Annotated in this window: 19 protein-coding genes, 5 tRNA genes and 1 pseudogene; 12 read left to right on the forward strand and 13 right to left on the reverse strand. The window is 56.2% G+C overall.

Going from position 1 to position 26,780, the window contains the following annotated elements; all coding sequences use genetic code 11:
* Nucleotides 1–99 precede the first annotated feature (99 nt).
* Nucleotides 100–426 (reverse strand): YqcC family protein, encoded by a 327-nt coding sequence (locus AC1RKG_RS18560; protein ID WP_170868555.1) that lies wholly within the window; start codon nucleotides 424–426, stop codon nucleotides 100–102.
* A 178-nt stretch (nucleotides 427–604) separates the two neighbouring features.
* Between AC1RKG_RS18560 and AC1RKG_RS18565 the strand changes: the two genes are divergently transcribed.
* On the forward strand, nucleotides 605–1,843 hold the full coding sequence (locus AC1RKG_RS18565; RefSeq protein ID WP_493183565.1) for an MFS transporter: 1,239 nt from the start codon (nucleotides 605–607) through the stop codon (nucleotides 1,841–1,843).
* Nucleotides 1,844–2,461: 618 nt separating this feature from the next.
* On the opposite strand, the gene syd is transcribed toward AC1RKG_RS18565, so the two are convergent.
* Entirely contained in the window at nucleotides 2,462–3,013 is a 552-nt protein-coding gene (syd, locus tag AC1RKG_RS18570) for a SecY-interacting protein (RefSeq protein ID WP_128865130.1), read from the reverse strand.
* A 107-nt stretch (nucleotides 3,014–3,120) separates the two neighbouring features.
* Here syd and queF point away from each other — a divergent pair.
* From queF to xni, 3 genes and pseudogenes are all read left to right on the forward strand, one after another.
* Nucleotides 3,121–3,231, forward strand: a pseudogene (gene queF, locus AC1RKG_RS18575) (NADPH-dependent 7-cyano-7-deazaguanine reductase QueF); the annotation flags it as partial.
* A 190-nt stretch (nucleotides 3,232–3,421) separates the two neighbouring features.
* Nucleotides 3,422–4,786 carry a nucleotide 5'-monophosphate nucleosidase PpnN gene (gene ppnN, locus AC1RKG_RS18580; RefSeq protein ID WP_004952240.1) on the forward strand — a complete coding sequence of 455 codons (1,365 nt, stop codon included), beginning with the start codon at nucleotides 3,422–3,424 and terminating at the stop codon, nucleotides 4,784–4,786.
* 170 nt (nucleotides 4,787–4,956) lie between these two features.
* Nucleotides 4,957–5,712, forward strand: coding sequence for a flap endonuclease Xni (xni, locus tag AC1RKG_RS18585; protein ID WP_409325455.1), 756 nt, complete (start codon nucleotides 4,957–4,959; stop codon nucleotides 5,710–5,712).
* 30 nt (nucleotides 5,713–5,742) lie between these two features.
* Here the strand turns inward: xni and rlmM are convergent, their stop codons facing one another.
* The 4 genes from rlmM to AC1RKG_RS18605 all read right to left on the reverse strand — a co-directional run bounded on the left by rlmM (nucleotide 5,743) and on the right by AC1RKG_RS18605 (nucleotide 8,812).
* The gene (rlmM, locus tag AC1RKG_RS18590) at nucleotides 5,743–6,846 is read right to left on the reverse strand and encodes a 23S rRNA (cytidine(2498)-2'-O)-methyltransferase RlmM (RefSeq protein WP_020828379.1); all 1,104 of its coding nucleotides are present in this window, start codon (nucleotides 6,844–6,846) and stop codon (nucleotides 5,743–5,745) included.
* Nucleotides 6,839–7,234 carry a DUF423 domain-containing protein gene (locus AC1RKG_RS18595; protein WP_020828380.1) on the reverse strand — a complete coding sequence of 132 codons (396 nt, stop codon included), beginning with the start codon at nucleotides 7,232–7,234 and terminating at the stop codon, nucleotides 6,839–6,841. The genes rlmM and AC1RKG_RS18595 overlap by 8 nt, the downstream gene beginning before the upstream one ends.
* 52 nt (nucleotides 7,235–7,286) lie before the next feature.
* The gene (locus AC1RKG_RS18600) at nucleotides 7,287–8,204 is read right to left on the reverse strand and encodes a transcriptional regulator GcvA (RefSeq protein WP_044553150.1); all 918 of its coding nucleotides are present in this window, start codon (nucleotides 8,202–8,204) and stop codon (nucleotides 7,287–7,289) included.
* Nucleotides 8,205–8,587: 383 nt separating this feature from the next.
* Nucleotides 8,588–8,812: a YgdI/YgdR family lipoprotein gene (locus tag AC1RKG_RS18605; RefSeq protein WP_004952250.1), complete on the reverse strand. Its 225-nt coding sequence runs from the start codon at nucleotides 8,810–8,812 to the stop codon at nucleotides 8,588–8,590.
* A gap of 195 nt (nucleotides 8,813–9,007) precedes the next feature.
* Between AC1RKG_RS18605 and csdA the strand changes: the two genes are divergently transcribed.
* Both csdA and csdE read left to right on the forward strand, forming a co-directional pair.
* Nucleotides 9,008–10,213, forward strand: coding sequence for a cysteine desulfurase CsdA (gene csdA / locus AC1RKG_RS18610; protein ID WP_493183607.1), 1,206 nt, complete (start codon nucleotides 9,008–9,010; stop codon nucleotides 10,211–10,213).
* Nucleotides 10,214–10,236: 23 nt separating this feature from the next.
* A complete protein-coding gene (csdE, locus tag AC1RKG_RS18615; RefSeq protein ID WP_493183566.1) occupies nucleotides 10,237–10,671 on the forward strand; it encodes a cysteine desulfurase sulfur acceptor subunit CsdE in 435 nt (144 codons plus the stop codon).
* Here the strand turns inward: csdE and tcdA are convergent.
* Together tcdA and mltA are read right to left on the reverse strand one after the other, a co-directional pair.
* A complete protein-coding gene (gene tcdA / locus AC1RKG_RS18620) occupies nucleotides 10,662–11,468 on the reverse strand; it encodes a tRNA cyclic N6-threonylcarbamoyladenosine(37) synthase TcdA (protein WP_020828384.1) in 807 nt (268 codons plus the stop codon). The two genes, csdE and tcdA, sit on opposite strands and share 10 nt — an antisense overlap.
* Nucleotides 11,469–11,770: 302 nt before the next feature.
* Nucleotides 11,771–12,913 carry a murein transglycosylase A gene (gene mltA / locus AC1RKG_RS18625; protein WP_128865132.1) on the reverse strand — a complete coding sequence of 381 codons (1,143 nt, stop codon included), beginning with the start codon at nucleotides 12,911–12,913 and terminating at the stop codon, nucleotides 11,771–11,773.
* 213 nt (nucleotides 12,914–13,126) lie between these two features.
* On the opposite strand from mltA, the gene AC1RKG_RS18630 reads away from it, so the two are divergent.
* The 5 genes from AC1RKG_RS18630 (at nucleotide 13,127) to AC1RKG_RS18650 (ending at nucleotide 13,763) form a co-directional block, all read left to right on the forward strand.
* Nucleotides 13,127–13,203: transfer RNA gene (locus tag AC1RKG_RS18630), tRNA-Met, on the forward strand.
* A 62-nt stretch (nucleotides 13,204–13,265) separates the two neighbouring features.
* A tRNA-Met gene (locus AC1RKG_RS18635) sits at nucleotides 13,266–13,342 on the forward strand.
* Between the two features lie 64 nt (nucleotides 13,343–13,406).
* Nucleotides 13,407–13,483 (forward strand) — tRNA-Met (locus AC1RKG_RS18640).
* Nucleotides 13,484–13,545: 62 nt separating this feature from the next.
* Nucleotides 13,546–13,622 (forward strand) — tRNA-Met (locus tag AC1RKG_RS18645).
* 64 nt (nucleotides 13,623–13,686) lie between these two features.
* A tRNA-Met gene (locus AC1RKG_RS18650) sits at nucleotides 13,687–13,763 on the forward strand.
* A 127-nt stretch (nucleotides 13,764–13,890) separates the two neighbouring features.
* On the opposite strand, the gene AC1RKG_RS18655 is transcribed toward AC1RKG_RS18650, so the two are convergent.
* Together AC1RKG_RS18655 and amiC are read right to left on the reverse strand one after the other, a co-directional pair.
* Nucleotides 13,891–15,300, reverse strand: coding sequence for an MFS transporter (locus AC1RKG_RS18655; RefSeq protein ID WP_413510702.1), 1,410 nt, complete (start codon nucleotides 15,298–15,300; stop codon nucleotides 13,891–13,893).
* Nucleotides 15,301–15,615: 315 nt separating this feature from the next.
* Nucleotides 15,616–16,872: an N-acetylmuramoyl-L-alanine amidase AmiC gene (amiC, locus tag AC1RKG_RS18660; protein WP_122080090.1), complete on the reverse strand. Its 1,257-nt coding sequence runs from the start codon at nucleotides 16,870–16,872 to the stop codon at nucleotides 15,616–15,618.
* 239 nt (nucleotides 16,873–17,111) lie between these two features.
* Here amiC and argA point away from each other — a divergent pair, with 239 nt between their 5' ends.
* Complete coding sequence (argA, locus tag AC1RKG_RS18665) at nucleotides 17,112–18,437, forward strand: amino-acid N-acetyltransferase (RefSeq protein ID WP_041414902.1); 1,326 nt, start codon at nucleotides 17,112–17,114, stop codon at nucleotides 18,435–18,437.
* A 39-nt stretch (nucleotides 18,438–18,476) separates the two neighbouring features.
* On the opposite strand, the gene recD is transcribed toward argA, so the two are convergent.
* From recD to ptrA, 3 genes are read right to left on the reverse strand one after another with little or no spacing between them, the layout of a single operon-like run.
* Nucleotides 18,477–20,327 (reverse strand): exodeoxyribonuclease V subunit alpha, encoded by a 1,851-nt coding sequence (gene recD / locus AC1RKG_RS18670; RefSeq protein ID WP_046372762.1) that lies wholly within the window; start codon nucleotides 20,325–20,327, stop codon nucleotides 18,477–18,479.
* Complete coding sequence (recB, locus tag AC1RKG_RS18675; protein ID WP_493183567.1) at nucleotides 20,324–23,875, reverse strand: exodeoxyribonuclease V subunit beta; 3,552 nt, start codon at nucleotides 23,873–23,875, stop codon at nucleotides 20,324–20,326. Before recB ends, recD begins: the two co-directional genes overlap by 4 nt.
* Nucleotides 23,872–26,760 (reverse strand): pitrilysin, encoded by a 2,889-nt coding sequence (gene ptrA, locus AC1RKG_RS18680; protein WP_142816366.1) that lies wholly within the window; start codon nucleotides 26,758–26,760, stop codon nucleotides 23,872–23,874. Before ptrA ends, recB begins: the two co-directional genes overlap by 4 nt.
* Nucleotides 26,761–26,780: the final 20 nt, after the last annotated feature.

Genomic DNA, 26,780 nt, shown 5'->3' on the forward strand with positions numbered 1-26,780 from the left:
ATCGGGTTCGAAAGACGCCGCCAAATACCCTATCCTGGCGCCTGCGCTAATACACCCATCTGCCGCCTGGCGAAAATCAGCGGCCACGTCGGAATATAATTACGACTCTTTATTCAGCATGTTATCCAATTTCTGCAGCACAACCAGCAGCGGCATGCAGTTGGGGTCATTATCTTTCAGCGCCTCTTCAAAATAAGGCGTGATGGCGAAACGCGTCGGCAACGGCGCATCCGCATCCAGCAGCGCGTACATACGCGGCAGAAACACCCATTGCAGCCAGGCTTCGGCCGACATGCTGTCTACGCAGAAAGGTTCAGTGCTGGCGAAGGCCTCAGGCTCAGGCGGCGCGGCCTGCCAAAGAGCCAGATCGCGCATTGACTGTTCAATCGCCTGCAAACTGTGGCGAACCTGATTATTTATACTCATCTGCATTCCCGATCTATTTTCATGATGATGATTCAGCCGCGTGGCTGAAAAGCGGCAAAGCATAGCATTTTTATAGCCCAAATTCGGCTGACTTGACTAGCACGGCCGTTTTTATCTGGTGGCGTCCAGCGCCCCACGGCACAATAGGCCCACCGACTAAACCAAACAGATTAGACACATGCCTGCAATCACAACGACAAAAAACCACGCCACGCCCGGCAAAGCCATGCTAGCTTCGGTCACCGGCTACGCCATGGACGGCTTTGACTTGCTGATCCTCGGCTTTATGCTGCCGGCCATCAGTATCGAAATGGGATTGAGTTCTTCCGCCGCCGGTTCGCTGGTCACCTGGACGCTGATCGGCGCCGTACTGGGCGGGGTGATTTTCGGTCACCTCAGCGATCGCTTTGGTCGTATCCGGGTATTGACCATCACCATCCTGATGTTCTCGGTGTTTACCGGCCTTTGTGCCCTGGCACAAGGCTACTGGGATTTGCTCGCCTACCGTACGCTGGCGGGCATCGGGCTGGGCGGGGAGTTCGGTATCGGCATGGCGCTGATCGCCGAAGCCTGGACGGCGGAAAAACGCAATCGAGCCTCGGCCTACGTGGGCATGGGCTGGCAGCTTGGCGTATTGGCGGCGGCGTTTCTCACCCCGTTACTGCTGACGCATATCGGCTGGCGCGGCATGTTCCTGGTGGGCTTGTTGCCCGCACTGGCGTCGTTCCTGATCCGCCGCACCCTGGGAGAACCGGAAGCGTTCGTCCGCCAGCAAAGCACCGGTGAACAGCTCTCTTTCGCCCAACGTATCAGGCTGCTGTTCAAAGACCGCGCCACCAGCAAGGCCAGTATCGGTATTTTTATTTTGTGCTCGGTGCAGAACTTCGGCTATTACGGGCTGATGATTTGGATGCCGACCTACCTGGCCAAAAACTTCGGTTTCTCATTAACCAAGTCAGGCCTGTGGACAGCGGTTACGGTGATCGGCATGACGTTCGGTATCTGGCTGTTTGGCGTCTTGGCCGACCGCTTCAGCCGCTGGAAGATTTTTATCAGCTATCAGATCGGTGCGGTGGTGATGGTAGTGGTCTATGCGCAACTTAGCGACCCGACGTTAATGCTGTTTGCCGGCGCGCTGATGGGAATGTTCGTTAATGGGATGATTGGCGGCTACGGCGCGTTGATCTCCGATACTTACCCGGTACAGGCGCGCGCTACCGCACAAAACATTTTGTTCAATCTGGGGCGAGGCGTTGGCGGCCTGGGGCCATTGGTGATCGGCGCATTGGTGACGCAGGTATCCTTCGCTGCGGCAATCAGCCTGCTGGCGGCGATTTATCTGCTGGATATTTATGCAACGCTGTTCCTGCTGCCTAAAAAACAGGTCGATGGCGATACGCTGGGGGCGATTGGTTAACAACTGAGATGAATTCGAGCAGGGTTAAGCCTGTTGACGGCTTAAAGCATAAATCCGTATAAAAAGTTGAGGGCACTGCGCTAACAGTGCCCTCGGTTCGTTTTATAGCAGTCCCGCTACACAGTGTGCTCCCTGCTCAATCCTTGAAAACTTTTCCTGCGGCCATCCTGACCAAACCATCCTGGCGTTGTCCCGTAACATCATCCTGATGCGGTTCCTCAGTCTTCATGACCCGCCAACCATCCTTTGCCGGCTCTCAATCTCCATCCTGGAGGTGTCCCTGGTTTCAATCCTGAAACATCCTGGCATCTCCTGACGCCGTCCTTCGCTCTTCACTGAGCGCATCCACTTCTTCTTCCTGAAGCTGCATCATCCTGATGCTTTCCAGCTCCGCCGTATCCCTTCCGGTGAACATAAGATCGCTCAATTATCCCGGGTTCACAAGAGCTTACCGGCAGGCTGACGGAAAATTAATGCTAAGAGTTATCCTAAAGAAAAACTAACCAATTGATCTGGATAACAATAAAATCCATCTCAGCGACAATGCGGTGAAAATTAAAAGCGATCTCTCACAGCCCGTGTGCGAGATATCTCACACGGGATACGGTTAAATTAGCGTCAAGCGTCAATCCGCGGGCGCAATGCATCGAGGAAATTGCCCAACGACGCCGCCAGTAAGGTGCGCTTATCGCTGCCAAATTGCTCCAGCACCACATTCCCACTGACGTTGCACAAAGAGACCAGAGTCATTTCTGATTCGGTGGTTGCCAGGAACAGCGTCGGGGACAGTTTCAAACGTTTTTGCGTTACCAGATGACCGATCAGGTTTTCCTGCAGGCGGATAAAATCGTCTTCGCTCCATACCTGCAGCAAGGTCAAATGATGTTCGCCGAACTGCGCACCCATATCGCCAGCATACTGCTGGGTATAAAACAGATTGATGTCCGGCTGCAGACGAAGCTCAAGCGCAGTCTCTACCTTTTCCAGCGTTGCGGCCGGGGTGAAGGGTTGCGGCAACCACAGCGCCTGGTCATCACGGTTTTCGACCAGGCAGGGCGACGGCACGCCGTACAGCTCCTGACTTGCCGGCGCATGACCGCGCTCCTGCTGCCAAAGCTCAACATAACGCTGGGTAAATTCACGCAGGGCGTGCGGTACATCGTGGTCCATATTTTTTCTCGCATACGGTAAACTGGCGACCATTGTACCTATCTCTCACCAAGGTGACAGCAGATGTCCTCCAACCAAGCCCCCTCCCTGTCGGAACTGACGCTGGGCAAAGCCTGACAATCTACGCACGTTGCCCCCGTCGCGGCGGGCAGGACATCAATCCCTGGCGCAGCAAAACGGACTTTGTCCCGTTTCGAGGTCGTCCGACACGCCAATAGTGCGAAACATTGCTCAACAACTGAGCTAACGAGTGGTTTGTGTTGGTAAAAATCGGGGGACGGCGGTAAGGTTAAATCAGGTGCGCCGGGCATTCCGGTCGGGTTTTGCCGCCGTGCCCTGACAATAACGAGATGCTGTTTTGCTGCGTATGGATTACTACTGCCCCGTTCCGGGTGCAAAGGAGTTACCTTGATTACACACATCAGCCCGCTTGGCTCTATGGATTTGCTGTCGCAGCTGGAAGTAGACATGCTGAAGCGTACCGCCAGCAGTGATCTATACCGTTTGTTCCGCAACTGTTCGCTGGCCGTTTTGAACTCCGGCAGCCAGACCGACAACAGCAAACAGCTGCTGTCACGCTACGAAACCTTTGATATCAACGTGCTGCGCCGTGAGCGCGGTGTGAAACTCGAACTGGTTAACCCACCGGAAGACGCCTTTGTCGACGGTCGAATTATCCGCTCGCTGCAGGCCAACCTGTTCGCCGTGCTGCGCGATATTCTGTTCGTTCACGGGCAGATCGACAGCGCCGGCCGTTTCCAGCATCTGAATCTGGAAAACTCGGCCCACATTACCAACCTGGTGTTCTCTATCCTGCGTAACGCCCGTGCGTTGCACCTCGATGAGGATCCTAACCTGGTGGTGTGCTGGGGCGGCCATTCGATCAATGAAAATGAATACCTTTATGCCCGCAAGGTCGGCAGCCAGCTGGGCCTGCGCGAGCTGAATATCTGTACCGGCTGCGGACCGGGTGCCATGGAAGCGCCGATGAAAGGCGCCGCCGTGGGCCACGCCCAGCAGCGCTACCGCAACAGCCGTTTTATCGGCATGACCGAACCTTCAATCATTGCCGCAGAACCGCCAAACCCGCTGGTCAATGAGCTGGTTATCATGCCGGACATCGAAAAACGCCTGGAGGCCTTCGTCCGTATTGCCCACGGCATCATCATCTTCCCGGGCGGTGTTGGCACGGCGGAAGAACTGCTGTATCTGCTGGGTATTCTGATGAACCCGGAAAACAGCGAACAGGTCTTGCCGCTGATCCTCACCGGGCCAAAAGAGAGCGCCGACTATTTCCGCGTGTTGGACGAGTTCATCATGAACACGCTGGGGGACGAAGCGCGCCGCCATTACACCATCATCATCGACGATCCGGCCGAAGTGGCGCGGCAGATGAAAAAAGCCATGCCGCTGGTGAAAGAAAACCGCCGCAATACCGGCGATGCCTACAGCTTCAACTGGTCTATTCGCATCGCGCCGGATCTGCAATTGCCGTTCGAGCCGAGCCATGAAAATATGGCGAATCTCAACCTGTATCCGGACCAGCCGGCCGAACAGTTGGCCGCTGCGCTACGCCGCGCGTTTTCCGGCATCGTCGCCGGCAACGTGAAGGAAAATGGCATTCATGCCATCGAACAGTTCGGCCCGTACAAGCTGCACGGCGAACCGCAGATGATGAAACAGATGGACAGCCTGTTGCAGGGCTTCGTTGCTCAACACCGTATGAAGCTGCCGGGCAGCGCCTATGTGCCCTGCTACGAAATAGTCGCTTAATGAACCCTCCGGGGCGGCTTAATAACCGCCCTTCTTTTTACCTGACTTTTCCGCCTTTACTCTATATGGATTTCAAGTTGCAGCCAGGCGGTAAGCGTGTTCATCCCCGGAGCTTACTTGGGGGGAGTACGTGAAGTCAGCAACGTTGCAGCTTGAAAGACGACGAGTTAATGCCTATACACCTACTGATTGTCGACGCCCTCAACCTCATCCGCCGCATTCACGCCGTGCAGGGGTCTCCCTGTGTCAACGCCTGCCAGCACGCCGTGCAACAGTTGATCCAGCACAGCCGCCCAACGCACGCGGTGGCGGTATTCGACGAGGACGATCGCAGCGAAAGCTGGCGTCATCAGATCCTGCCCGACTATAAGGCCGGACGTTCGCCGATGCCGGAGAATCTGCAGCAGGAAATGCCGCAGCTTCGCCAGGCGTTCGAGGCTCTCGGCGTTGCCTGTTGGCACTCACCAGGCAATGAAGCGGACGATCTGGCGGCAACGCTGACGGCCAAAGTCGCCGGCGGCGGCCATCAGGTCACTATTGTGTCCACCGACAAAGGTTACTGTCAGTTGTTGGCACCCAGCGTGCAAATCCGCGATTACTTTCAAAAGCGCTGGCTGGATATGCCGTTTGTGCAGCAGGAGTTTGGGGTATCGCCACAGCAGTTGGCGGACTACTGGGGATTGGCGGGGATCAGCAGCAGCAAGATCCCTGGCGTAGCCGGCATCGGACCGAAAACGGCAGTGTTGCTGTTGCAGCAGGCAGGTTCGCTGGACGGGCTCTACCAGGCCCTGGAGCAGGTGCCGGAGAAATGGCGCGGTAAACTGCAACAACACCGCGACATGGCTTATGTCAGTAAAAAGGTCGCCACCTTGCGCACCGACCTGACGTTAACCGGTAACCTGCAGCAACTGCGGTTACCGGCATAAACCAGGTCGCTGCAGAAAGCGCCCGCTCAATTAATCACGCTCGTCGCGACGACCAGCCACGGCAGACCACATACGGCGGACGTGCACGGTAACTTCTTCACGATCGTGGTACAGCTGCTTGGCATGGATTTGCGAGCTGATACCCGCCGCATCCAGCGCTTCCCTGATCGACTGCAGGTTCTGCGAAACCTCTTCGTAGCGTTTTTTCATCGGCAACTTCAGGTTGAAGATCGCCTCGCGACACCAGCCTTTCACCAGCCATTGGATCATCAAGCTGGTCACCTTCGCAGGTTTTTCCACCATGTCACACACCAGCCAGTAAATCTTGCTGCTGGAAGGTTCATATCTGAACCCGTCGGCGCGGTGATGGGTTACCTGTCCGGTATCCATCAGGCTTGGCGCCATCGGGCCATTGTCCACCGCGTGCACCATCATGCTGCGTTGCACCAGTTGGTAGGTCCAACCGCCCGGACAGGCCCCCAGATCGACCGCATGCATACCGCTGGCCAAACGCTCGTCCCACTCGTCGGCGGGGATAAACACGTGGAATGCCTCTTCCAGCTTCAGCGTAGAGCGGCTTGGCGCGTCGGAAGGGAATTTAAGGCGCGGAATGCCCATATAGAACGGTGAGTTGTTGTTGCTGAAGGAGTAACCGACATAACAGCAACCCGGCGCGATAAAGAACACGTGCACCACCGGACGGGTTGCATTCTCACGGGCCATCAAGACTTTCTGCTCACGCATCGCGGCGCGTAACGGCACCGTCAGTTTGCGGCAGAACTTCATCAGCTCTTTGCTTTCGTTGGTGTCCGGCACTTCTACTCGCAGCTCACCACCGCGGTCGACCACGCCAATCAGCATGCCGACGATCGGTGATACGCGATCTTCCGGCGGCAAATCACGCAGCAGCTCGCCCACCACCAGCATCTGGCGGGCAAAAATCAGCTCGCGGAACGGAATTTCCCGCGCCAGGCGATCGGCATCGTCCGGTTGGTAGCACTCAAAAAGCACGTAGCCGCTGTTGTCCTTCACTCTGGCGAAGCCAAACACTTCCAGCTCGGCAGCCTTGGCGGTAATTTCCGCCGCACACTCTTTTTCAAAACCCTGGCGGCAATACAACGCAATCTTATTCATGGCGCTCGGCCTTTTTCCTCAGACGCAAAGCGCCAATCAACATCAATACCCAACCGGCCAGGAAACACACGCCGCCAATCGGCGTGATATAGACCCAGACCTTCAGGTGCGACAGCGCCAGACAGTACAGGCTGCCGCTGAACAGTACGGTGCCGAGCGCCAATAACGCCCCGCTCCAGTAAAACCACAGGCTGACACGGCGTTGCATCGCCACTGCCAGTGCCAGGATCGTCAGGGTATGAAAGCCCTGATATTCCAGCCCGGTACGGATCCAGGCCATCTCGTTAGCGCCCAGCGTGCCACTTAATACGTGTGCGCCAAACGCGCCCAGAGCAACAAATACAAAACCGCTGATAGCGGCAAAAATCAGCATTGAACGACTGCTCATCGTTATTTACCTTTATTGAAAAAAACCGGCGGCGACAAAACGGCGACCGGCCTCATTGTTCGTAGCGAAAGCGGAACTTTTCTTGCTCGCTGGCTGCCCGCGCCAGGATCCACTGACGAAAGGCGGCTATTTTACCCAGTTCTGCCTGGCTGTCATGACATACCAGATAAAAAGCATTTTTACTGACCAGGACGTCGTTAAACGGGCATACCAATCGCCCGGCTTCGATCTCGGTCTGTGCCATCACGTTATTGACCAGGGCAATCCCCTGCCCATGCACTGCCGCCTGAACCACCATGGCGCTGTGGCTGAAAATCGGCCCCTGCTGTACATTGATGTGCTGCAACCCCAACTGGCGCGTGTAGGCCAGCCAATCGCGGCGTGAAGTATCATGCAGTAGCGTGTGATAAGCCAGATCGCTCGTCATTTTTAACGCATGTTCGCCGGTAAGCAGGCTGGGAGAGCATACCGGCAGCAGGTATTCCGCGTATAAACGCTCGGCGCGCAACCCAGTCCAGTTGCCGCGACCATAGAAAATCGCCACGTCCACGTCATCCGCCAGCTTGTCTTCTTCACGGTCCACCGCCTGGATACGCACGTCAATTCCCGGATAAGCTGAGTTAAAGCCGGACAGGCGGGGCACCAGCCACTGAATGGCAAAACTCGGGGGTAAACTGACGGTCAGTGCACCCTTGGCGCTGCGCGCCTGTAACTTGCGCGTTGCCTCATTGATCGAGGAGAAGATTTCCTTGATATCCAGATAATAACTTTGCCCTTCTTCCGTCAGCAACAGCGAGCGGTTGCGGCGCCGAAACAGCTTCAGGCCGAGGAAGTCCTCCAGCGACTTGATCTGGTGGCTCACCGCGGCTTGGGTGACAAACAGTTCTTCAGCCGCTTTGGTAAAACTCAGATGACGAGCAGCCGCGTCAAAGACCCGCAGTGCATTCAGAGGTGGTAAGCGTTTAGACATTTATTAGCTACTTTTGTGTAACAATATTCCGAGTGATTCGGCATAAAAAATCAGGCGGCGTGGTGTGCGGTGCAAAAGGCACAGAACAACAAAGCGCTACCATTAGTTTTTTTAATCCGAGCCATTATAAATTGTCCGTTGAGCATGCGCCAGCAAATACCTATAGTGGCGGCACTTCCCGGGCCGGAACGAAAAGGGAGTGGGTGTCGAGGACGCCGATGAACTTTTGGCTTGTGGTTGTGATGTTGTGTTTGCAAATTGTCTGGCAATCCAGACGTGGTAGCTAAGCTACTGTTTTTTCACTTCCTGTACATTTACCCTGTCTGTCCATAGTGATTTTATGCAGCACCGCAAGCTTTGCGGTGCTTTTTTTTGCCTGACGTTTACTGGTTGCTTTCAACCATTTCTTTCACGTCGGAGCGGTTGATCTGCTGCTCAACACCGTTGGCATCTTTATAGCTGATCATCCCGGTGTCGTTGTCCACTTTTGGCTTGCCGTCAGCGACAATAGTGCGCCCATCATTGGTGTGCATCACGTAATTGCTGGAGCAGGCTGCCAGGGTGAACGTAAGCATCAGAGCAGAGATAACTGCGGCTGTCTTCTTCATTGTGGACTCCTTGTAGTTTTAAATGCTGTAAAAAACCCTTTCTATTATTCAACGCCATTATTTAGCGCGTACTTATTAGCATAACAAACTTTCCCAAGATTGCCAGGCGATAAGTCCTAATGGTCGTGATAGCTTGTCTCCAGCCGTAAAATAAGACAGGATCAGTGATTGACTCCAGCCAGTGATAATCAGGGTATGACGCCTTTTAATCCCATCGACTTCCGTAATCAGTTTCCTGCATTGCAGCAGGCGGGCATTTATCTCGACAGCGCCGCCACCGCATTAAAACCTCTGGCGGTCATCGACGCTACGCAGCAGTTTTATCGTGACGATGCGGCAACGGTGCATCGTAGCCAGCATAGGGCCGCACAGGACCTGACTGCCCGTTTCGAGCAGGCGCGCCAACAGGTCGCTACTCTGATCAACGCCCCTTCAGCCGATGATATTATCTGGACCCGCGGCACAACCGAAGCCATCAACCTGATAGCGCAGAGCTATGCTCGCCCACTGCTGCAACCGGGTGACGAAATTCTGGTGAGCGAGGCCGAGCATCACGCCAATCTGATCCCCTGGTTGATGGTGGCAGAGCAAACCGGAGCTCGGGTGGTAAAACTGCCCCTTGGTGCAGATCGCCTGCCGGACCTGACATTGTTGCCTGGCCTGCTCAACGCCAAAACCCGTCTGCTGGCACTGGGGCAAATGTCCAACGTCACCGGCGGCTGCCCGGATCTGGCGTATGCCATCACTTTGGCCCACCGCGCCGGCGCACGCGTGATGATCGACGGCGCGCAAGGCATAGTGCACTGCCCTGCCGATGTTCAGCGGCTTGATATTGATTTCTACGCTTTCTCCGGCCACAAACTCTACGGCCCAACCGGCATAGGGGCGCTGTACGGCAAGAGCGAGTTATTAGCGCAAATGGCACCGTGGCAGGGCGGCGGCAAGATGCTGACCCAGGCATCGTTCGAGGGGTTCACGCCGCAAAAGCCTCCTCACTGCTTTGAAGCAGGCACGCCCAACATCGCCGGCGTGTTGGGGTTAGCCGCCGCACTGGAGTGGCTTGGCAATCAGGACATGTTGGCTGCCGAACGCTACAGCCGTGGCCTGGCCGATAACGCCGAACAAAGGTTGGGGGGATTACCGGGCTTTCGCAGCTTCCGTTGCTCAGGCTCCAGCCTGCTGGCATTCGATATTGCCGGCATCCACCACAGCGACATCGTCACCCTGCTGGCAGAACAAGGCATCGCCGTACGTGCCGGCCAGCACTGCGCCCAACCGCTGATGGCGGCGCTCGGGGTCAGTGGGACGCTGCGCGCCTCCTTTGCACCTTATAACACCCTGGAAGATGTCGATGCTTTGGTCGCAGCCCTGATCAACGCCATCGACCTGCTGGCCGACTAGACTGAATGAACACCGGAGACGCTATGCTTGCCCCTCATCCCTTTGGCCGTGAAATCACCGCCGAGGCGCTAATCGAAAAATTTACCGCGCTGAAACAGTGGGAAGATCGCTATCGCCAACTGATTATGTTGGCAAAGCAGCTGCCCCCGTTGCCGGAAGCATTACGTGCAGCGGAAATGGAATTGAGCGGCTGTGAAAACCGGGTCTGGCTGGGGCATCAGTTGCAGGCGGACGGGACGCTGCATTTTTATGGCGACAGCGAAGGTCGTATCGTACGCGGCCTGTTGGCGGTGCTGCTGACGGCGGTAGAAGGAAAAACGCCGCAACAAATCGCGGCGATGGACCCCTTGAGGTTGTTTGATCAGTTGGCGCTACGCGCCCAGCTCAGCGCCACCCGAGCCAGTGGACTGGAAGCGCTGGCTGCCGCAGTGAAAGCGATCGGCACCCGCTACGCCTGACGCGCGGCTTTCGCTACCATCTTTTTCAGCGCGTGGGAAACGGCGACAAAGCCAAAGGTCGCGGTAACCATGGTTGCCGCACCGAATCCCGCACTGCAATCCATTCGTTTTGGCCCTTCTGCGGTGCTGCGCGACGCGCAAACGCTGCCATCCGGCTGCGGATAAACCAGGGGTTCGCTGGAAAACACGCAGTCGATGCCCAGCTTGCCCTTGCTGTTCTTCACCACGTTGAAATCATTTTTCAGCCGCTCACGCAGCTTGGCCGCCAGCGGATCCTGTATGGTTTTCGCCAGATCGACCACCGCAATCTGGGTCGGGTCTATCTGTCCACCGGCACCCCCGGTGGTGACCACAGGTATTTTGTAGCGTCGACAATAAGCCAGCAGTGCCGCCTTCGGCCGCACGCTGTCAATCGCGTCAATGACGTAGCTGAAATTGTTATCGAGCAGCTCGGCAACGTTGTCCGCCGTAATGAAATCGTCAATGCAGGTCACCCGACACTCTGGGTTGATCGCCAGGATACGCTCCGCCATCACTTCCGTTTTTGACTGCCCGACATGTTGGCGCAGCGCATGAATTTGACGGTTGGTGTTGGTGACGCAGACATCGTCCATATCAATCAGAGTAATAGCGCCGATGCCGGTACGCGCCAGCGCTTCTGCCGCCCAGGAGCCCACGCCGCCGATGCCAATCACGCAAATGTGCGCCTGGGCAAACAGCGCCAGCGCCTGCTGACCGTACAAACGTGCCGTGCCGCCAAAACGCTGCAGATAGGCTTCAGAATAGGCTGTGCTCATAACGCTTTGATTACCTTAACTTTGCAAATGATAAGGGCCGGAGGATCCGGCCCTTAAGATTATTGACAAAGGGGGATAAAAGCGTGGTTTTTCCCCCTTTGTGTTATCAGCCGAAAATCAATAAATTGATTTTCCTGATTATTTTCAAAATCTTTAGCGCCTGCCACCAAACATTATATGTTTGTCTGCAGTCTCGAGGGCCGGAGGATCCGGCCCTTACGAGTCAATTTCGGTATACCCGTCGCCTTTCAAGCCACAGTCATACCACCAGCCTGAAATTTATCGGGTAAAGCCCGATGCCGTTAACGGGTGACCAACAGCGAACCGCCGGAGGCGGAGCTGGTCTGGCTGGTAAACAGCGGCGCGTTTACGTTGGCGCCTTTGAGCACCCAAACGCGGCCATAGTGGTTGTAATAACCCGCCGAGTGACCGGCGTCAGCCCCGATGCCCTGGTACATATCGAAGTGCTGGCCTTTGATCGCCCCACCCACGTCCAGCGCCACCATCAGACGCATCTCATATTTTCCCGTGAATTTACCCTTGTTGTCCAGCAGTGGCACTTCCGCCAGCAGCGTGGTGCCCGCCGGGATCAGTGAACGGTCGGAGGCCACCGAGGCTTTGGCGATCAGCGGCACCGCACTGGCACCCCGTACCGGTGCAAAGGCCTCCGGACGGAAGAAGACAAAGGAAGGGTTTTGTTCCAGCAGCTCACGCACTTCTGCCGCGCTGTGGGTATCCGCCCACTGACGAATCGCCTGCATCGACATATCTGCCTTCGCCACTTCACCGCGATCGATCAGCACCTTGCCAATGCTGCGATAAGCATGGCCGTTCTTGCCGCCGTAGCCGAAGAACACCAACGGTTGGCCGTTGCCGTAATCCACATAGCCACTGCCCTGGACTTCCATCATAAAGTTGTCCATCAGGGAGTTGGTGTACGCCACGATATAACGGTCATCCAACGCGCCTGAGTAAATGCCCGCGCGATCGGGCAGGCGGCCTTTTCCTTTTGGCGGCATGCGGTACAGCGGATAACGGAACTCACCCTGCTGGGTATAGCGCGCCTGCACTACCGGCGTGTAGTAACCGGTAAACTGAACGTTGCCGTAGTTGTCTACGCCTTCCATCTGGTAAGCGCTGAGGCCGTACTGATTCAGATTGCGCGTATCGGCGCCGGAGGCCATCCAGTTCTGTACTGCCTGATAGGTGGTGTTGTTGCGATTAAAAAGTGAAGGAGAAGCGTATTTAATCTCCATCAGCTGATCTGAATAATCCTTGGCATTAACCGGTACACCTTTCGCGTTGGGTTGATTCACCAACTCCAGCGACTGATCCAGGCGTCCATCCTTATATTGCTGTCCCCGATCGGTCGGCTTAGATGAACAGCCTGCCAGTATCGCTACCACTAACCCGCCCAGCAGGTATTTGCCCCAACGTCCTTTCATCGCGCACACTCTCAACTGATATGATCTCTCGGCGAACGATAACAAACGCCCATAGATAAAGGAATCGCCGCCTATAAAAAAAGCCCCTGGCCAGATAATGGTGAAAAAGAACGCAAATTGCGGGCTAATTCGACAGAAAGGCTGTTTTAGTTCAATAAAATGCAAAAAGGGTTGCAACAAAATGCACGGAGAGTATAGTGCGCTTCCATCGGACGCGGGGTGGAGCAGCCTGGTAGCTCGTCGGGCTCATAACCCGAAGGTCGTCGGTTCAAATCCGGCCTCCGCAACCAACCGATACTGCAAGAGCAGTATCAAGTAAGTGTTGGATTCGATGAAAAAAGTATTATACGGACGCGGGGTGGAGCAGCCTGGTAGCTCGTCGGGCTCATAACCCGAAGGTCGTCGGTTCAAATCCGGCCCCCGCAACCAACCGATACTGTACCAGCGGTATCTTATGAAAGTTGGTTTACGATAATACAAGCATTAAGACGGACGCGGGGTGGAGCAGCCTGGTAGCTCGTCGGGCTCATAACCCGAAGGTCGTCGGTTCAAATCCGGCCTCCGCAACCAACCGATACTGCAAGAGCAGTATCAAGTAAGTGTTGGATTCGATGAAAAAAGTATTATACGGACGCGGGGTGGAGCAGCCTGGTAGCTCGTCGGGCTCATAACCCGAAGGTCGTCGGTTCAAATCCGGCCCCCGCAACCAACCGATACTGTACCAGCGGTATCTTATGAAAGTTGGTTTACGATAATACAAGCATTAAGACGGACGCGGGGTGGAGCAGCCTGGTAGCTCGTCGGGCTCATAACCCGAAGGTCGTCGGTTCAAATCCGGCCTCCGCAACCAATCTTAATGACCACAGATAAGCACCTTAACGGGTGTTTTTTTGTATCTGAAATCCACCAATCCCGATTTTACTCCCGCGAACAACGTCCTCTCCATAACGTCAATGAAATCAGGTTAGCACACCCGATCAATCATAATGACTTTCACGTTTTTGCAGCCACATCCCCCCAATGGCTAACGCCGATACCACCGCTGGCACCGCCGCAAGCAGCAGCAAATCGGATGCCATCCAATGGCGGGCAATCAGTGCAGCCCCCAATAGAGGCCCGAGCATCGAAGCGCCCCGCCCTATACCCAGCCCCCAACCTAAACCGGTTGAACGCAAAAATGTCGGGTAACCGCCGGCAGCCAGTGCATTTACCCCCGGCATGCCGCCGACGACGAAAACGCCTGTAACAAAGACCGAGCTGAATAGTATCAGCAGATTTTTCGGCTCAAAACCTATCGCGGCTATTGAAAGGGCCGCAATTGAAAAGCCGGTGATAAGCACACTGTAAGCCCCGAATTTATCAATCAGGCGACCCAGCGCCAGGGTGCCTAAAACCCCGCCAAACTGTAATGCTCCCGTGGCCAAATTGGCGATTTCCAGCGACAGACCCGCGTCCTTGATCAGGGTTGGCAGCCAATTTGCCAAAAAATAGAGATCAATAAGATTCATAAAATTCACCAGCCAAAGCAGCAAGGTGAACGCAGCACGGTTATCTCGAAAGAGATCAACCACCGTGGCTTTGGCGCGCTGCATGCCAATGTGGCTGTTGGAAAGATCGACGCTCATGGCCTGCTGCTCCGGAAACACTTTTCGCAAGGTTGAACGAATTGCCGCTTCTCCCTTTCCGCATCTCAACATCCATTGTGCCGACTCCGGCAGGTAAGCCCACATAGAAATCGCCAGGATAATCGGCAAAAGCCCCCCGAGAATAAAAATAGCCTGCCAGCCGACGAGCGGGATCAGCAAAGCCGCGGTAACGCCCCCCAGCCCACCGCCGATCGCAAAAAAACAGGTTATCGCGGTGATATAGGTCGCTCGCTGGCGTAAAGGGCTGTATTCGACAACCAACGCAATGCAGTTGGGCATCACCCCACCCAAGGCTACACCGGCAAGAAAACGGAACGCCATCAGTTGGTTAACATTCTGGGCGAAGGCGGAACACAGGGTGAATACGCCAAAAATGAGCGTGGCAGAAATGATGGACGGCCTGCGTCCGATGCGATCGGCAAGCCAGCCCAGAGCAAAGGCACCGATGGCAATGCCGGCCAAGCCGGCGCTAAACACCGGGCCCAGCACCGCGGTTTCCAGCGACCAGGCATCCCGAATGGCCGGTGCGGCATAACCCATAGCCTGGATATCGAAACCATCACACAGTAGACAAAGTGCGCACATAGTCAGCAACAGCACTTGGCCGCGACGCGTCCCCGTGCTGTCTACCATTTCCTGAATGCTCTGCATTCCTTCGTTTGCGGACATTGACACGGGATATCCTTTTTTATGCGAATAAAATATATTTTTTAATAGAATATATTTTTTATCTTCTGTCAATTTTCAACGCCAATTTGGCTTGTCAGTGTCTTAGAGTGTGATCGGATCGACAAACGAGCCTCCGCAGCCTTTCCGGTCAGTCGGCACCTCGCTCGCTATTCGCAGAGGGATATGAATGGAAGGTCACTGGCGTTTCTCTCGATCACCGCCAATGAGTGAACAACAAGCGCGGATGGCACAAAGGGATGGGCAGTTACAGGGGTTTCTAAACAGAGAGGATCCTGGCAAAGCATTTGGCGTTAGCGCCAATGGCCGGCCTGAGTCGGGATAGTGCCTTTAATCGGAACAGCGGCAGTTTATTCCTGCCGCCTCAGCTTATCTTTGTCCGCGCGCTATTGCCCCGCCGTTAGCAAAGTACGCCTTAATTCCCGCCAGAATAGATTCCGCCACCTGCTGCTGAAAATGGGTGGTACGCAACTTACGCTCTTCCTCTATGTTACTGATAAATGCCGTTTCAACCAGGATAGAGGGGATATCCGGCGCCTTTAACACCGCAAAACCGGCCTGATCGACGCGATTCTTATGCAAACGGTTGATTTTGCCCATTCGGTTAAGCACTTCCTTGCCGAATTTCAGGCTGTCGTTGATGGTTGCGGTTTGTAGCAAATCAAACATGGTGTGATCCAAATAGCGATCGCCGCTTTTGCTGACACCGCCGATTAGGTCCGATTCGTTCTGGGTCTGCGCCAGGAACTTGGCCGCCGAGCTGGTGGCCCCCTTGGTCGACAGCGCAAATACCGACGAACCGCGCGCGGCACGGTTGGTGAAGGCATCCGCATGGATCGACACAAACAGATCGGCGCGCTGCTTGCGTGCCTTAGCCACCCTCACCTTAAGCGGAATGAAGACGTCTTCATTGCGCGTCATAAACACCTTCATGTTCGGCTCACGCTTGATTAAGGTGCTCAGGCGGCGGGCAATCTGCAGTACGATATCTTTTTCACGCGTTTTGAATTTGCCAATCGCACCGGGATCCTCGCCGCCGTGGCCGGGATCCAGCATGATGACAATAGGCCGATCGCGCCCTGCTTTACCGGCCTGCGGTGCTTCCGCCGGTAAAGTGCGCTCAAGATCGCCCTTGTTGTAATCTTCCAGTAACGCCAACAGCGGATCATAGTCTTCGCCGCTGCCGCCCTTGCTCGGGTACAGATCCATCACCAGACGATTGCGGTATTCCGGCACCGGCGCCAATGTAAACATGTGGGGCGTGACGCTGCGTTTAAGCTCCAGCACCAGCCTGACGGTGTTTTGATCGAACTGGCCGACACGCGCCTGTTTCAGGTAAGGATCGTCGTCGCGTACCTGGCCGACAATGCCCTTAAGCACGCTGTTGAGCTGCACGCCCTCGATATCCACCACCACGCGATCGGGATTGGTCAACGCAAACTGTTTATATTTCAGTTCAACGTTAGATTCGAGCGTCACTCGGGTATAGGTAGACGAAGGCCAGACACGTACGGCGATGACGTGCGACGAAGCGGCGACGCCCACCCGACTCACACTCAGCAACCAGCTAGCGGCAACCCCCTGCAATAAACGACGGCGGCCCAGATTGTGATTTGAGTTTGGCATGCGACTCCGGCAGTGGTAACAGATTAAAACAGATGAAAAAAACACCAGTAAACGGGAATGCCGAAAACTTTAACCAATCATTCCGGCGCTGTCATCAGAAAATCTTTTTATGGTTTTTCAATTTATTAACGATTCAGCGCCCTTAGCAAAGAAATAGAGACAATTTCCCACTTGCCATCAGGCCAATAAAAGAATAAAAATACAAAAATACCGTATAAATATGCAAATGAGGTTTGACCGTGAAGGAACGTAGTACAGAGCTGGTCCAAGGATTCCGTCACTCAGTTCCCTATATCAACGCCCACCGTGGCAAGACGTTTGTCGTCATGCTTGGCGGGGAAGCCATCGAACATGAGAACTTTTCCAACATCGTCAACGATATCGGGCTGCTGCATAGCCTGGGCATTCGTTTGGTGGTGGTCTATGGCGCACGGCCGCAAATCGACGTTAATTTGGCGCAGCATAATTACGAACCGATTTATCACAAACATACGCGCGTTACCGACGCCCACACCCTTGAGCTGGTTAAACAAGCAGCAGGCCTGTTGCAACTGGATATCACCGCCAGGCTGTCAATGAGCCTCAACAACACACCGCTGCAGGGTGCGCATATCAACGTGGTTAGCGGTAACTTTATCATTGCCCAACCGCTGGGTATCGATGACGGTGTGGATTACTGCCACAGCGGCCGCATCCGTCGTATTGATGAAGAAGCCATTCATCGTCAGCTCGACAGCAACGCCATTGTGCTGATCGGCCCGGTTGCCGTTTCGGTTACCGGCGAAAGCTTTAACCTGACGTCAGAGGAAGTGGCGACCCAGTTGGCCATCAAGCTGAAAGCCGAGAAGATGATCGGCTTCTGCTCGTCTCAAGGGGTCACCGATCAGGAAGGCAATATCATTTCCGAACTGTTTCCCAACGATGCGCAGAAACGCATCGAAGAACTGGAAGAGAGCGGTGATTACCATTCAGGCACCGTGCGCTTCCTGCGCGGCGCGGTAAAGGCCTGTCGCAGCGGCGTACGCCGCAGCCACCTTATCAGCTATCAGGAAGACGGTGCGTTGGTGCAGGAATTGTTCTCACGCGATGGTATCGGCACCCAAATCGTCATGGAGAGCGCGGAACAGGTGCGCCGGGCCACGATTAACGACATCGGCGGCATCCTCGAACTGATCCGTCCGCTTGAACAGCAAGGCATTTTGGTTCGCCGCTCACGTGAGCAGTTAGAAATGGAGATCGACAAGTTCACCATTATTGAACGCGATAACCTGACCATCGCCTGCGCGGCGCTGTATCCGTTCCCGGAAGAGAAAATCGGCGAGATGGCCTGCGTGGCGGTGCACCCGGATTACCGCAGCTCATCACGCGGTGAAATGTTGCTGCAGCGGGTGGAGAGTCAGGCGCGCCAGATGGGCCTGCGTAAACTGTTCGTGCTGACCACCCGCAGCATCCACTGGTTCCAGGAGCGCGGTTTCACCCCGGCGGAAGTTGACGTGCTGCCAATGCAAAAACAGGCGCTGTACAACTACCAACGCCGTTCCAAAATTCTGCTGGCCGATCTGTAATCCGTGGCGGGCGCAGCATGCTGCGCCCCAAGCTCTCTCTTAACCCGTTATCTGTAACCGCTCTGCCAACCCACTGCGGCGTTGGGTCGGGGTGCGGATCGCCCGTAGTAAAACGGCTTCGGTGGCATACAGCGAAAGCTGCTTCCTCGCCCGGGTAATCGCGGTATACACCAGTTCGCGGGTCAGCACCGGCAAGAAATGATTGGGCAGTACCAGTACCGTATGATCGAACTCCGAGCCCTGCGATTTATGCACCGTCATCGCATAGGCGGTTTCATGCGCCGGTAAACGGCTCGGCTGCACCGACTTAATGCTACCGTCCGGCAGTTGGAAATGAACGCGCAGCTCGCCGCTCTCATCTCGCAAAGCAATACCGATATCACCGTTGAACAACCCCAGCGCGCTGTCATTACGCCCAATCATCACCGGACGCCCCGGATACCAGCGCCCCGCAGTTCCTGGCTTACGCTGGATCAAACCGGCGCGTTGCAGTCCCGTTTCAATCCGCTCATTCAACCCGGCAATACCGAATGGCCCCTCTCGTAGCGCGCATAGCACCTGGAATTGGCCAAACGCAGCCAGTATCGTCACCGCGTCAGCACCTGTCGCCACCTGCTGCAGATAATCACGATAGCCCGCCACGCACGCATCCAAAAGTGCCTGATAGTCTTGCGTTTCCGCCAACGGGTGCCCCGTAACGTCACTGAAATTGCCGCCCAGCGCCCATGCTGCCTTCTTGCCATCCCCGGCATTTACCGCAAAGGCCAGTTGACCAATGCCCGAGTTGGCATCAAAGCGATAGCTCTTGCGCAGCAGGCACAGGCTGTCGCGCACGGCTGCCTCCGCCTCGGCACTTTGCCCCTGCAGCAGACAACCCGTCAGCCGCGAGAGCTGTTCTGCCCGTGCCACGCTATAACCTTGCTCGGCAAAGCGGCAGATATCGCCCAGCACCGCGCCAGCCTCAACCGAAGCCAGCTGATCGCGATCGCCCAGGAAAATCACCCGCGCCTGAGCAGGCAAAGCGGCAATCAGGCGCGCCATCATCGGCAGGTCAACCATCGAGGCTTCATCGACCACCAGTACATCCAGATGCAGCGGGTTGCCACGGTGATAACGCATACGCTGGCTGTTGGGCTGAGCGCCTAGCAGACGGTGAAGAGTGGAGGCTTCGGTTGGGAACAGCGCACGTTGCTCCGGCGTTAGCGCCAGTTGCCTGCCGGCGCTGCCTAAGGATTCGGTCAGGCGCGCCGCCGCTTTACCGGTGGGTGCCGCCAACTGAATGCGCAAACGTCGGCCTTCGGCAAGCTGCACCAACGCGGCCAACAGCTTGGCCACGGTGGTCGTTTTACCGGTGCCCGGTCCGCCGGAAATGACGGCAATGCGCCGCGTGGCGGCCACCGCGGCGGCAATTTTCTGCCAGTCCGGTTCGTCGGTCGCTTCGCCAAATAATTGATCGAGAATGGTGCGTAGCTCGGCTTCTTCAACCGCCTGATGGAGGCTGTCACCGCTGATAAAATCGGCAACCTCACCTTCGTTCTGCCACATGCGCTGCAGATACAAACGCTGCTGTTGCAACACCATCGGCATCGCCGTGCTGCCATCGCCAACCGCCGCACTGGCGGACAGGCGCTGCTGCCAGTCGGTCAGATCGGGCTGCCCGGCCGCCAACCACACAGCCTGCGCCAGCTCTGGCTGACGTCCGTCAAAAAGATTCTCCGGCAACAACTGTTCCAGCATCAGGCAAACATGGCCGGCACCCGCCTCGGCGCTGAGGCAAGCGGCAGCCAATAAAATATCCGGCTGGTCCGCTGTGGCCACCACGCGGGCAAACTGTAAATCCAGCGGGCGCAGCACGCCGAGTGCCTGCGCCTGTTCCAGTAAAGCTATCATGGCTCATCCTCTGCCGTAATGGCCTCGCCGCTGAACAACCTGTCCATACCTTCGACTAACGCTTGCTCTGGCCGACAGGCGAAGATGCCGTTGCCTGGATGCTGCGCATCCACCCCGCGCAGGAACAAATAAATCACCCCGCCGAAGTGTCGTTGATAGTCGTAGTCCACCAGCCGATGGCGCAGATAACGGTGCAGCGCCAGGGTATATAACTGATACTGCAGATCGTAACGGTGTTCTGCCATAGCCTGCTCCATCGCCGGCCGGGTATAGGCACTGCTGTCCTCGCCCAACCAGTTGGATTTGTAATCCAGCAGGTAGTACTTCCCCTGCCAGCAGAACACCAGGTCAATAAACCCTTTCAACATTCCCTGCACCTGTTGGAAATCCAGTGCCGGGCAGCGAGCAGAAAGCGGATCGTAGTTTTTCACCAGGGCATCGAGCTCACGGGCCTGCAACAGCCTGTCGATAGGCAGATAAAACTGCAGTTCCGCCTGCTTTTGCTGCGGCGCCAATGCCGACAGCACGACACCGGTATCATTGAGCGGAGTGTTGAGCAACACCTGCATCCACGCCAGCAGTATCGGTTGCCAATGTTCGGCAAAGCCTTGTTGTTGCAGTTGCTCCAGCAGCCACTGTTCATCGAGCGGTTGGGTAAAATCGAGCGTTTCAAACAGGCTGTGCAAGAAAGTCCCTGGCGTAGCACCGCGTGGAAAAGTGTGCGGTGTGAGCGCTGGCTCACTGTCCTGAGCTTGCTCGCCTGCGGCATCAACATCCAGCCGCGGCAATAAATCCTGCATCAGGCTTACGCCGTGCTGTTGCAAGCCGGTATAGCTGGTCACTCGCCAAAAATCCTGCACCTGACGTGAAAAACCTTTGGCGGCCAGTTCGCTCAATTCCGGCGTTTGCGGCAACCAGGGCTGTTCATCCAGCGTGTCGACCAGCGACAGCGCAACGCCCTCCCTGACAAGCTGTTGCAGGCATTGCTGCAGATAGGCCGCATCGCCGGCCTGGCCGGCTTGCACCAGATAGCCCAGCGCGCTGCGGTGTAAATCGGTATCCCCCTGCTTCTTGCGGGTGCCTTGGATCAGCGGCGCAATACCGATGCTGCAGTGATACACCGAACGGGTCAACGCCACGTACAACAGGCGTAAATCCTCCGCCAGTCGCTCCTCCTCCGCCCATTCGATACTTTCTTCATCGGCGTTGAGGTCGAGCAAAGCCTGGAAGCTCTGGCGATCGTGATACAGCACCTGCTGCTGTTGGCGGAAATTACCGACGAACGGCAGCCACACCAGATCAAACTCCAGCCCTTTGGATTTATGGATGGTGATCACCTGCACCAGATGGCGATCGCTTTCCAGACGTAGTTGTTGGTTGTCAGACTGACGATTGGGTTGGGCAATCTGCTGTGCCAGCCAACGTACCAGCGCATGCTCGCTGTCGAGCTGGGCTGAGGCTTCCTGCAACAGTTCCCCCAAATGCATCACGTCGGTCAATCGACGCTCGCCACCCTGCGTGGCCAACAGGTTTTCTGCCAGATGGCGCTGCTTCATCACCTCGCGCAACATCGGCAATACTCCCCGACGCAGCCAGAGGGAGCGATAGCCGTCAAACTCGTCGACCAGCCTATCCCAGGCGCGCTCATCCTGATTCAAACTGTCCAGCACCAATGCGTCCAATCCCATCAGCCCGGTCGCCATAGCGCTGCGCAAGGTTCGCTCCTGCTCCGGTGCCAGCACGGCCTGCAGCAACCACAGCAAATCCTTGGCCTCTGGCGTATCAAACACGCTATCGCGGTTGGACAAATAAACCGAAGGAATGGCCAGCGCACTGAGTGCATCGCGAACTAACGCCGCCTCGTTACGGCTACGCACCAGCACGGTAATGTCTGAAGCCTGCACCGCCCGGCGTTTATCGCCATCCACCAGCCAAGCCTGCTGCTGTTGCCCGGCGCTGAGCCAGTCACGGATTTGTGTGGCACACAGGCGCGCCATCAATTGTTGGTACTCACTAACGCCAACACCTTCTCCCTGCTGCAGCCAGAATTGCATTGCCGGTTGCGGTTGGTTTTGCAGTTCAAAAGCCAAGCCCCGGTTTTTTGCGGCGGCGGCCACGTCAATAAAGGGAATTTGGCTGAACAGGAAGGGTTTTTCCACCTGAGCAAACAGATGGTTAACGCTGCCGACCATTGCCGGTGACGAGCGCCAGTTGGTCTCAAGCGTATAGTGGGCGCTTACCTCCGAGCGGGCTCGCATATAGGTAAAGATGTCGGCACCGCGGAAGGCATAAATCGCCTGTTTCGGGTCGCCTATCAGCAGCAGGCCGCATTCGGGGCGGCCAACGTAAAGCTTTTGGAAGATACGGTATTGCTGCGGATCGGTATCCTGGAATTCATCGATCATCGCCACCGGATAACGCTGACGGATCGCCTGCGCTAACCGATCGCCGCCTTCACTGTGCAGTGCGCTATCCAAACGGCTGAGCAAATCGTCAAAGCCCAACTCGGCTCGTTGACGCTTTTCTTGCTGAATAGAAAGGCGAATCTCGCTCAATGCCCGCGCCATGATCAAATCTCGCAGCGTCAGCGGTTCATCAAAAAGTTCGTCGATAGCCACAAACAGCGGATGACGTGGCGGCTCGCCTTTTTTGGTTTTATCCAACAGCACCGACTGGCGGAATTTCTCCAGCTCTTTCGGCAGCTGATAGTCCTGCGTTTCCAGCACCGTCCATTCGCCCACCTTATGCAGCCAGTTGGGCAGATGTTTGGTGCTGTAGCTGCGCTTGTCCACGCCGGACTGGCTGATTAAGACTTCCAGATCGCCCGCGGCCGACACCCACTGCGCTTTAATGGCGTCAATGCGCGCCACGATTTGCTCATGGCGCATCAGCACCGTTTCGTCATCTTTCGGCGGTCGTCGTAACAGCGGCGCTTCGCCATGCAAATAACCGGAGAGATCGGCCAGCAGGGCTTCCGGGCCGCTCCATTCCTGACTTACCGCCCGGGCCACGCCCAGCGGCAACGGGTAACAATGGCGACGCCAAAAATCCGCACAGGCCTGGCGACGCAGCGGCAACTCATCCTGCACCAGAGTCTGCTCAAACAGAATGCCGGACTCGAAGGCGTTGTGGGTCAGCATACGCTGACAGAAACCGTGGATGGTGTATATTGCCGCTTCGTCCATCTGCCGCTCGGCCGCCAACAGCTGCGCAGCGGCGTCGGGCAGATCTTTAATCTCCGCCATCAGCGAGGTAAATAACGGATCCTTGCTGCGGCCACGGACGCAGGCAATACGCAACCCATGGATATTGCTGCGAATACGCCCACGCAACTCCTCGGTGGCGGCCTCGGTAAAGGTCACCACCAGGATCTCCTCTACCGTCAGCGGCCGGGGAAAAGCCGCCGCCTGGCCCAGGCCAAGCAGCAGGCGCAGATACAGCGCCCCGATGGTAAAGGTCTTGCCGGTCCCCGCCGAGGCTTCTATCAGCCGTTCGCCAAACAGCGGCAACGTTAGCGGATCAAGCCGCTGCGGGGTAGTCTCTGTCATGGTGTAGCGACCTTACGCGGCATAGTTTGCTGCAGTGCGGACGCATTAGGATAAGTCACCCACTCCGGCTGCACGGCATAATCCGCCTTCTCCTGGCCGCTGCCGCTCACCTGCGACAATACCGCCAGACCCTGCGGCTGGATCACCGCCTGATGGAAATAGTCCGCCAATTTGACCGGCGTCAGTTGCTTGATCTGTTCAATCAGCTTATGGCGGGTATCAAACGCAAAATTGCCGCGATCGAAGTCATTGGCAAAACGGCCAGCCTCTTCACTCAGGGTTTGCGGGCGCTGTTTCAACTCGTTGATCATCGCCTGCTTATACTGTTCAAAGTCGGCCGGTTTCATCTCACGCAGGCGTTTTTCGGTTTTCGGGTAGAAATCCTGATAGCGCTGGTACAGATATGCCGGCTGCTTGCTGTTGCTTTGCAACAGGAAACCAATCCCCCACTGCCGCCCCACGGACATCGGGAAAGCAAATACCGCATAGCCCAATTGCTCTTGGGTACGCAACTGGCTGTAGAACCACGGCTGAATAATCTGGCCCAACAGCGAGCTGTAGGCCATGCCGGTCACTTCGTCATAGCCGGTCGGCACATAGACCGCTGCCAGCGCCGAGTCGGTGCTGCTGCCGGCACGCTGCAGGTTGGCCAGCTGTTTTTTAGCCACTTCAACGTCTTCGCCGTGCCACCATTCAATACCGGTACACCCCAGACGGTGTTTCAACGTGGAGGCCAGCGTATCCACCTGTTGCTTGCTCATATTGCCCACCACCAGCAACTCCGGTGTCGCATCGGCCAGCAGACTGTCGCGGTAGGCCAGCACGTCTTTCAGCGTCAGGGTTTTCAACACCTCACGGCGCTCGCTGCGTTCGGAGTACGGCACGCGGGAAACCATCTGCACCGGCTGAATCGCCAGTTCGAAGGCTTTGCCCTTTTCGGCAGAATCCAGTTGCTCCAAATACCAGGATTTGGCCTGCGCCAGTTGGTCTTCCGTCGGCGTGAAGCTGGAGTACCCCTCAATCAACGACGTCAGCAACTGCGGCAGACGCTGAGTGAAGCCGTTGGCGTTGAATTGCAGACCGTTGTTCGGTGAAGTAGAGAAACTCAAGCCGCCAACCGAGGCCTGATAGCTCAGTTGATCCAGCGAAATTCCCGCCAGATAGTCGGTCAACGAGAACAGCACCTGGTTGCGCGCCGAGTCCATGGTTTTTGCATTGCGGAATGCCACTGTAACGTCGGCTTTAGGCTCGTCGGCGAAGTAGCGGCTCGGCATATACAACACCCGCAGGCCCGGTTGGTCGACCACCATCTCCGGTTTTTTGAACTCGTGCGAAGGCTTGGTCAGGCTGAAATCATCAGGAATATACGGGTTCAAGGCCGGTAACGACAGGTTGATCCCCTTGCCCAGTTGCTGCCACTGCTCGAAGCGCTGCGGCGTAATCTTATCGACCTGATAAGGCGCATTAACGAAGTAGGCCGTTTTGTTGTGTGGTTCATTCGGGCTGACAAACCAGATGCGTGCGTTTTGCGGCGTCATGGCGTCCAGACGCTCGGCTATCGCTTTGGCGTCGTAGCGGTCGGCCAGGTAAGGCGCATCCAGCGTATGTTCGACCGGCACGCGCAGCATGGTATCCACCAGCCATTCGATATAGTCCATATCACGGGTGATGGAGGGATAACGGAAATCCAGGTTCAGTACGTGGGAGATCTCATCAAAATAGCTTTGCTTGATGCCTTCGCTGCGTAACATCTTCAGGTAATTGAAAATTGCGGCAACCACCTCGTCACGTTTGGCCAGGCCTTTATCGGTCAGCGAAACGCTGATAGAAAACACCCCGCCGTTGCGATCGACCATAGGATCGGCCCCGGCATTGATTGCATCCGCCAACCCTTGCTTCTGCAGCCAGTCCGACAGCGTGTTTTGGCTGCGGTTGCCAATCAGGTAAGCGATATAGGTATCAGTTTTACTGCGGAACTCAGCGCTGTTGTTGTCGATGCGGAACTCGACCTTCAACTGCTTGCGCGGCTGAGCCGGCACATAGTGAATAATGATCCCCTGTTGCTCAGGCGTGACGGCCGGGACGGTTATCGGCGGTACGCTGGCATCATGGTTAGGTACGCGGCCAAAGGTTTTGGCCGCCAGTTCAGCCAATGCCGGCAAGGGTTGGTTGCTGTACAACACCCCCATCATCAGATTGGCGGAATAATAGCGTTGATAGAATGCGGTCAGTTCGTCGTGCAGCTTGCTGCCGGGCTTGTCTTTCAGGGTATCGAGGTTACCGCCGGAAAAGCGCGCACTCGGGTGAGCCGGGTTTAGCGTTTCCGCCCCGACCTGCGCCATGCGCATACCGTCACGCGAACGTGCCATCGTCAGTTCGGCATTCACTGCATTACGTTCGCGATCGGCATTGCCTGGATCCAATATCGGCTCGGCAATGGCATCCGCCATGCGGTCTACCGCCGGGGCCAGCGCATCGTTTTCCACTTCCAGATAGAATGCGGTGCGGTAAGAGGCGGTGCTGGCGTTATGGCTGCCACCGTGTTTCTTCAGAAACTCGGACAGGTTTTCCGGCTGCGGATAGCGCTTGGATCCCATCAGCACCATGTGCTCCAGGTAGTGCGCCAGCCCAAGCTGGCTGTTCGGATCCTCCAGCGAGCCCACCGGCAGCGCCAGCGCCGCCAGCGATTTTGGTGCCTGAGCATCGGACACCAGCAGCACGGTCATGCCGTTCGTCAGTTTGATCGCCTGATACTGACGCGGATCGTGATCGCTTTTGTTGATCTTCTCCGCCAGCGGTTGCCATCCCTGTGCGGCCCAGCTCAACGGTGCCCAAAACATAACCAATAATACTAACCCGGTGATGCGGGCCAACTGTCTGCGCATATCCAAAATAAACCCCTATT

It is taken from the genome of Serratia sp. GW822-FHT06D09, from assembly GCF_058799515.1.

Excerpts from the sequence above, each read along its gene's own strand:
- syd (WP_128865130.1), bottom strand. The coding sequence starts at position 3,013 with ATGGACCACGATGTACCGCACGCCCTGCGTGAATTTACCCAGCGTTAT.
- recD (WP_046372762.1), bottom strand. The coding sequence starts at position 20,327 with ATGATAGCTTTACTGGAACAGGCGCAGGCACTCGGCGTGCTGCGCCCG.
- rlmM (WP_020828379.1), bottom strand. The coding sequence starts at position 6,846 with ATGAATAAGATTGCGTTGTATTGCCGCCAGGGTTTTGAAAAAGAGTGT.
- recB (WP_493183567.1), bottom strand. The coding sequence starts at position 23,875 with ATGACAGAGACTACCCCGCAGCGGCTTGATCCGCTAACGTTGCCGCTG.
- AC1RKG_RS18565 (WP_493183565.1), top strand. The coding sequence starts at position 605 with ATGCCTGCAATCACAACGACAAAAAACCACGCCACGCCCGGCAAAGCC.
- xni (WP_409325455.1), top strand. The coding sequence starts at position 4,957 with ATGCCTATACACCTACTGATTGTCGACGCCCTCAACCTCATCCGCCGC.
- tcdA (WP_020828384.1), bottom strand. The coding sequence starts at position 11,468 with ATGAGCACAGCCTATTCTGAAGCCTATCTGCAGCGTTTTGGCGGCACG.
- ptrA (WP_142816366.1), bottom strand. The coding sequence starts at position 26,760 with ATGCGCAGACAGTTGGCCCGCATCACCGGGTTAGTATTATTGGTTATG.
- AC1RKG_RS18560 (WP_170868555.1), bottom strand. The coding sequence starts at position 426 with ATGAGTATAAATAATCAGGTTCGCCACAGTTTGCAGGCGATTGAACAG.
- csdE (WP_493183566.1), top strand. The coding sequence starts at position 10,237 with ATGCTTGCCCCTCATCCCTTTGGCCGTGAAATCACCGCCGAGGCGCTA.
- mltA (WP_128865132.1), bottom strand. The coding sequence starts at position 12,913 with ATGAAAGGACGTTGGGGCAAATACCTGCTGGGCGGGTTAGTGGTAGCG.
- csdA (WP_493183607.1), top strand. The coding sequence starts at position 9,008 with ATGACGCCTTTTAATCCCATCGACTTCCGTAATCAGTTTCCTGCATTG.
- amiC (WP_122080090.1), bottom strand. The coding sequence starts at position 16,872 with ATGCCAAACTCAAATCACAATCTGGGCCGCCGTCGTTTATTGCAGGGG.
- AC1RKG_RS18595 (WP_020828380.1), bottom strand. The coding sequence starts at position 7,234 with ATGAGCAGTCGTTCAATGCTGATTTTTGCCGCTATCAGCGGTTTTGTA.
- AC1RKG_RS18600 (WP_044553150.1), bottom strand. The coding sequence starts at position 8,204 with ATGTCTAAACGCTTACCACCTCTGAATGCACTGCGGGTCTTTGACGCG.
- AC1RKG_RS18605 (WP_004952250.1), bottom strand. The coding sequence starts at position 8,812 with ATGAAGAAGACAGCCGCAGTTATCTCTGCTCTGATGCTTACGTTCACC.